At 70.6% G+C, this 6,000-nt stretch carries 7 protein-coding genes; 1 reads left to right on the forward strand and 6 read right to left on the reverse strand.

The genetic code is table 11. The features are described 5' to 3' along the window. Positions 1-31: 31 nt before the first annotated feature. A complete protein-coding gene (locus tag ACT2CW_RS26215) occupies positions 32-784 on the reverse strand; it encodes a helix-turn-helix transcriptional regulator (protein WP_445518473.1) in 753 nt (250 codons plus the stop codon). A 79-nt stretch (positions 785-863) separates the two neighbouring features. Then, the gene (locus ACT2CW_RS26220; RefSeq protein ID WP_445518474.1) at positions 864-1,796 is read right to left on the reverse strand and encodes an alpha/beta hydrolase; all 933 of its coding nucleotides are present in this window, start codon (positions 1,794-1,796) and stop codon (positions 864-866) included. A gap of 240 nt (positions 1,797-2,036) precedes the next feature. On the opposite strand from ACT2CW_RS26220, the gene ACT2CW_RS26225 reads away from it, so the two are divergent. Then, complete coding sequence (locus ACT2CW_RS26225) at positions 2,037-2,240, forward strand: hypothetical protein (RefSeq protein ID WP_445518475.1); 204 nt, start codon at positions 2,037-2,039, stop codon at positions 2,238-2,240. Positions 2,241-2,479: 239 nt separating this feature from the next. Here ACT2CW_RS26225 and ACT2CW_RS26230 read toward each other — a convergent pair whose 3' ends face one another. From ACT2CW_RS26230 to ACT2CW_RS26245, 4 genes are all read right to left on the reverse strand, one after another. After that, positions 2,480-3,529 (reverse strand): methyltransferase, encoded by a 1,050-nt coding sequence (locus ACT2CW_RS26230; RefSeq protein ID WP_445518476.1) that lies wholly within the window; start codon positions 3,527-3,529, stop codon positions 2,480-2,482. 173 nt (positions 3,530-3,702) lie between these two features. After that, the gene (locus ACT2CW_RS26235) at positions 3,703-4,443 is read right to left on the reverse strand and encodes a class I SAM-dependent methyltransferase (RefSeq protein ID WP_445518477.1); all 741 of its coding nucleotides are present in this window, start codon (positions 4,441-4,443) and stop codon (positions 3,703-3,705) included. Positions 4,444-4,767: 324 nt separating this feature from the next. Then, complete coding sequence (locus tag ACT2CW_RS26240) at positions 4,768-5,316, reverse strand: DUF1062 domain-containing protein (RefSeq protein ID WP_445518478.1); 549 nt, start codon at positions 5,314-5,316, stop codon at positions 4,768-4,770. Positions 5,317-5,515: 199 nt separating this feature from the next. Further along, positions 5,516-5,899 (reverse strand): VOC family protein, encoded by a 384-nt coding sequence (locus ACT2CW_RS26245; protein WP_445518479.1) that lies wholly within the window; start codon positions 5,897-5,899, stop codon positions 5,516-5,518. Positions 5,900-6,000: the final 101 nt, after the last annotated feature.

Raw genomic sequence — 6,000 nt, forward strand, 5'->3', positions numbered from 1 at the left:
CGCCATAATCGAGGCAAAGGTAACCGGGGAATCACGCATTCAGTCTCCGCGAAGGGGGCTCCGGTTCGGTTTGCGCGGCCAGTGAAGCCAGTGCGGTGGGCCGGACCGCGTCGGTGGCGGTTGAGCCGAGGAGCAATTCGGGCAGGTTGTGGGGCTGGGACCGCTCGTCGGTGGGGGTCGCCGCGGTGATGCGGTCCAGGCGGAAGCCTCGGCCGGCGCGGCGGGTGCGGCACCAGGCGATGAGGTACCAGCGGCCGTCGGCGGTGAGCAGTCCGGCCGGTTCCACGACGCGGTCGGTTTCGCGTCCGGCCGCGTCGGTGTAGGAGAGCCGCAGCGCCACATTGTGGGTGAGGGCCCGTTCCACGGCGGTGCGGATCTCGGAGCCGGTCCGGGTCGGCCGCGTGACGATCCGTGCGGCGAGTTCGCGGGCCGCCGTCGAGGCGGGGCCGGTCATCGAGGCCGCGATCTTCTGGGCCGCGGTGCGGGCCGCGCCCGCGTAGGGGGTGGCGGCGCCGACAGCGGCGAGCGCGGCGGTCAGCGCGGAGGCTTCGTCGGCGGTGAAGTGGATCGGGGGCAGGGTCATCTCCGGGGAGATGGACCAGCCCCCGCCTCGCCCGGGGGTGGTGCGCACCGGAACGCCCGCCTCCATCAACGCCTGGAGGTCACGCTGCACCGTGCGGGTGCTGATCTCGAATCGCGCGGCGAGCGCCGCGACCGTCAGTGGCCGCGGCGCGGCCGCGCGCAACTCCTCCACCAGCGCGTACAGCCGGGCGGTGCGGTTCATGGGGCCGACGCTACCGTCACGCGGTGGGACGCTACCGTCACGCGGTGGGACGCTACCGTCACGCGGTTCGGCGCTACCGTCACGCGGTGGCCAGGAAGTCCCGCTCGCGCCGCTGTTCCCGCTCGGTGATGGTGAGGGGGAACAGGGTGAATCCGTGCATCGCCCCGGCGATGACGTCGAGCCGTACGGGCGCGCCCGCCGACCGCCAACGCTGGGCCAGGAAAAGGGAGTCGTCCAGCAACGGATCCTCGGTGCCGACGACGATGCGAGCGGGTGGCAGACCTGCCAGGTCCGCGAAGAGCGGGGAGACCTCGGGGTCGCGGCGCCGCTCCGCCCCCATCCCCGGCGTGAACAGCTCATAGGCGCCCCGGAGCGAATCGGTGTTGCTCAGCCGCGGTCGGGGGCCGAACAGCCGCTGGCTCGGTGTCATCGACAGGTCGTAGGGGCCGAAGAGCAGGTGGGCCGCCCGGAACGCGCCGGTGACGCCGTGCCGGTCGCGAAGGCGCAGCAGCGTCACGACGCTGAGGTGGGCACCGGCCGATTCACCGCCGATCAGCAGCCGCTCGGTGCCGAACTCGGCCGCGGCATGCTCCACCAGCCACCGGGCGACCGCCTCGCAGTCGTCGGGCCCGGCGGGGAACGGATGCTCCGGCGCCAGGCGGTACTCCACGCTCACCACCGCCAGCCGGGCCTCCACGGCAAGCCGCCAGAGCCGCTCGTCCTGCCCGTCCGCGGAGCCGAACGCCCAGCTGCCTCCGTGGATGTGCAGGTGCACGCCGTCGACGCGGTCCGGCACGAACGTCCGCACCTTCACCCCGCCCGCGACGACGCGGTCCCGGCCATGCTCCAGTCTCACCGGTGGGGTGTCGGCACCGAGCCGATTGCGCCGCAGGAGCGCCAGCGTGGCCGCGCTCGGCACCGGCCCACGGGCCGGCCGGCTCGCCGCGTCGGCTTCGAACTTCTCGTTGAAGGCAAGGGTTTCGGCGAGGCAGTCCTCATCTGTGATCGTCATGCCGCCGACGTTCGCAGCCGCCCGCGACAACACCCTGTCACCCTTTCTCGGTGATCTACGTCACGGCCTGTGGTCATGGCCTGGGACGACGTCGCCGTCGCGATGTCACAGCCGTGTGCTGGACCCGATCTGGACCGGTCACAACCCGGCACAGGCCGGGCAGTTGGCGGCCCGGCGGCGTTCTCCATTGCGCACACTGGTGATGCGGGGCAGGTCAGCGACGAGTTGGGGGGATACGCCATGGCGGCCGGTTGCCGGGACTGTGAGACGTGTACGAGGTCGTGGCTGGGGCGGCTGTTCCAGAACGCGGCGGTGGGGCTGATGCATGTGGTGACGATCGGCATCAGCTTTCTGATCAAGAAGGGTTTCAGGCGGCACTGCCCGCAGTGCGGGCACCTGCTGTCCCGGCACGCGCGCAGGGCGGACGGTTCGTTCCGGGACTAAGCCGCCTCATTGAAGTCCGGTGCGGTTCGGGTGCGCCCCGAAGGGGCGCGGGGCTGTGTCGATGTGCGGCTCCGCCGCGGCTGTGTCGATATGCGGCTCCGCCGCGTGGGCGACCAGCCACGATGGCGCCGCGGACGATCGACGACAGGTCAGGGCACTTCCAGCGGAGCGCTTAGGTGTGCTGTCCCGGAACGTGGGTGACGGGCGTCGCGCCGTGCGGGGTGCCGACGAACGGGGCGTCAGGCGGGCACGGCCTCCAGCACGGAGAGCAGGGACGCGGAAGGCGTCATCGAGACGAGCCGCAGACCGGCCCGGTTGAACACGGCCTCGAACTCGTCGGCGCTGCGCTCCCGTCCGGTCGACAGCGCCATCATGTTCAGATCCATCAGCGGCTCCAGGCCCGGCTTGCCCACCTCGTCCACGAGGAGTTCCATCACCAGCACCCGGCCACCGGGTTCGAGCGCTTCCCGGCAGTTGCGCAGGATGCGTACGCAGGAGTCGTCGTCCCAGTCGTGGAGGACGAACTTCAGCAGGTGCAGATCGCCGGACGGCACCTTGTCGAAGAAGTCACCACCGACGAAGGTGAACCGGTCCGCGACGCCGAGCTTCTCCGCCGAGGCGTCCGCATCGGCGCCCACGTGGGGAAGGTCGAGCACCTTGCCGGTCAATCCGGGATGCCGCCGCATGAGGGTCTGGACGAGGTTTCCGCCGGCGCCGCCGACATCCACGGCGACCTCGGCGTCCTTGATGTCGATCACATCGGCCAGTTGGTGGGCCAGGTTATGTGTCATGGCGGTCATGGCGTTGGTGAAGATCTCCGCCTCGCGCGGCTGGGTGGCGAGCCAGTCGAAGACCGGCGCGCCGAAGGCGGCCTGCGCCTGGGGGGTGCCGGTGCGTATCGCGTCGGCGAGCCGTCCCCACGGCAGCCAGTGCGACTCGGCACCGCCCCACAGCGCCAGATCACGCAGCGAGTCGGGGTTGTCGGTACGCAAGGTGTCGAGCAGGGACGTGCTCTCGAACCGCTTCCCGTCCGTCGACGTGGCCAGCCCGAGCGATGCGCACGCCCGCAGGAACCGGAACGTCGAGGCGGGGTCCAGCGACTCCGCCTCGGCCACCTCGTCCGCGGTGCCCCCGCCCGGGTGGAGATGGTCGGCGATGCGCAACTCGGCCGCGGTCCGCACCATCTGAGTGACCCAGTACCCCGTGAACATCTGCAACATCCGTCCTGTGTCGTCCACGGGCGGAGTGGCGGAACCAGCCGCGACGAACGGATGCTCGAACAGTGTCATGTGATCCCCTTCGACTCGCACACACTCGGCCGCTCGTCCACCGGACGGTGCGGCCTCTTGTTGATCGAGACGAATGGATCCCGGGTGGCGTTCGGCCCGCTGACGCGGACAAATTCGCATGCGGCCGGAGAAAATCGCCCGCCGTCGTGCTCCCGAGAGGTTATGGCTGACGGTCACCAGCCGGCCGCGGCTCCGGCGGATGTCCGGCCCGCGGCCGGGAGGCTGCCCGTGGGACGGCGCAGGTGCCAGACGTCGGCCGGGGGCAGGTTGGCCCAGACCGTGCTGCGGCCGGTGGCGTAGCGGCGGCGGTAGTCGGCCAGCACCTCCTCGGCGGCCCGGTGCCGCCGCGCCTGGCTCCGGGAGGGCAGCAGGTTGCGGGCCTGCCGGGTGCCGCGGTAGGCGAAGTAGGCCAGGAGGCCGCCGGGGCGCAGCAGCTCCAGATACCGGCCCATGATCGCCTCGATCTGGTGGGGATCGAAGTTGGCGAAGGGCAGCGCCGAGATGATCGCGTCGTAACGGCGGCGTACGTCGAGTTCCTCGACGTACGCCTCGTGCACGCGTATCCGCCCGGACCGTCCGGCCAGGTGCGGGTGGGTGCGGACGAGGTCGCGCAGCCGACCGGTGAAGCGGGGGTTCGCCTCGACGATGTCCAGGCGGCTGCCCGCCGGCAACTGGTGGAGCAGGGAACGGGTGACCGACCCGGTACCGGCACCGGCCTCCAGGACGCTCAGCGGCCGCCCCGCCTGAGAGCGCACCGGCTCGGTCAGCGCGTGGGCCAGCGCCCTGCCGCTGGGGGCCAGGGCCCCGGTGGTGCGCATGTCGCGGGCTGCCTCGAGGAGGAACATCCAGCCTCCGGCGGCGCGGTGGCCGAGGACGTGGTCATGCGGGGTGGTCGAGTCATCCGTGGCGTGCATGGGCGCACGCTACATACCGGCTCCGCGTGGGCCGATGCCTCGGCGTGTGACGGTCCCCACGCGGGCGGCGCGGGAGGCGGCGCGGAGGGCCGACGGGTTACGCCCCGGCGGCCGACCCGGGCGCGTTTCGGGTGAGTTGGCGGCGCGGGACGGCGGGGTGGCGCGTACGGGCACCCCGGAGTGGTGACGCTGATCACATCCGCCCCTCGGGACGGTGGCTCGGCCGAGGGTTACGCCTACCTCACGGTACGCACGCGGCGGACGCCCGTGGGCCTGTCCGGCGGGTCGTACCGGACAGGCCCCTGGTCCCGATGAGGGGAGGGCTCAGCGCTTGAGCATGAAGGTGAAGTCGCCGGTGAGCTTGCCACTCAGCCGGACCGCCGAAACGAGCTTCCCCTCCGTGATCAGCCTCTCGACCTCGGCCCGCGAAAGACCGAAGCCTTCGGCGATCAGCCGCACCGGCCGGACGGGGATCCGCGCCGCGAAGCTGACCGAGACATCGGCCACCTCCCGGTCCAGGTGATCCGATCCGCCGGTGTCGAGGCGCCAGGCGTTGTCCCAGTCGAGGGCGATGCGATTACGGCGCCGTACGACCGGATCCTGGAGCAACTCGGCTGTCAGGCCGAGGTCGTTGTCATGCAGCCGATCGAGCAGCTCAGGTCGTACGGAGCGCACATTCATCCGCTCGAAGACCGTGAGCTTCGCCGTTTCCCCGCACCCGGTACAGAGCACGAGGAGCCAGGCGTCGATGAGCTTGTGGTTCGCGTTGACGCGGAATTTACCGTTTGCCCGGAAACGTTCGGACGCGCATGCGTGACAACGGCGACGAACGAGCGGCAGGCAGGTGGGCATGACCACCCAGTTACAGAGCACAGAAGTACACCGGTTTCAGTGAGAAATCCGCAGCAAAAAGGAGCGCGGCGCGGAATGCGCGACGCGCGACAAATCAGCGCTTGGGAGGTCTCACACGGTGTACAACGGCACGTCCCTGCCTAGACGACTTGGGTCGGCAGAACGGTAATGACGCGGAGCGGTGCCGCTCCACTGATTTTTTCGAAGCCGGTCGGGCCGGTCAGAGGGGCTGGAGCCGACGGCGCAGGAGGCAGAACTCGTTGCCTTCGGGGTCGGCCAGGACGTACCAGTCCTCGGCGCCGGTCTGACCGACATCGGCGGGCTTGGCGCCCAGCGCGAGCAGCCGCTCCAGCTCGGCGTCCTGATCGCGGTCGGTGGCGTTGACGTCGATGTGCAGCCGGAGCTTCGCGGGCCGGGGATCGCTGCTGGGGCTGAGGATGAGGGTGGGCTGCAAGCCGCCGAAGCCGACGCCGGGCGGCCCGATCTCGATGCCTCCGTCGTCCTCCCGGCCGATTTCGACATAGCCGAGGACCTCGCTCCAGAACGCGGCGAGCCGTTCGGGGTCGGCACAGTCGAGGATCAGTTCGCTGATGCGGCATGCCATGCCCGTCAGTCTACGGAGAAACCCCGAAAAGCAACCGGCCGCGGGGGGGGGGGTTGTTTGTTGGTGGGTTCCCCCCCCCCGCCCCTCGAGTATTTCCGGCT

It is taken from the genome of Streptomyces sp. NEAU-174, assembly GCF_052665095.1.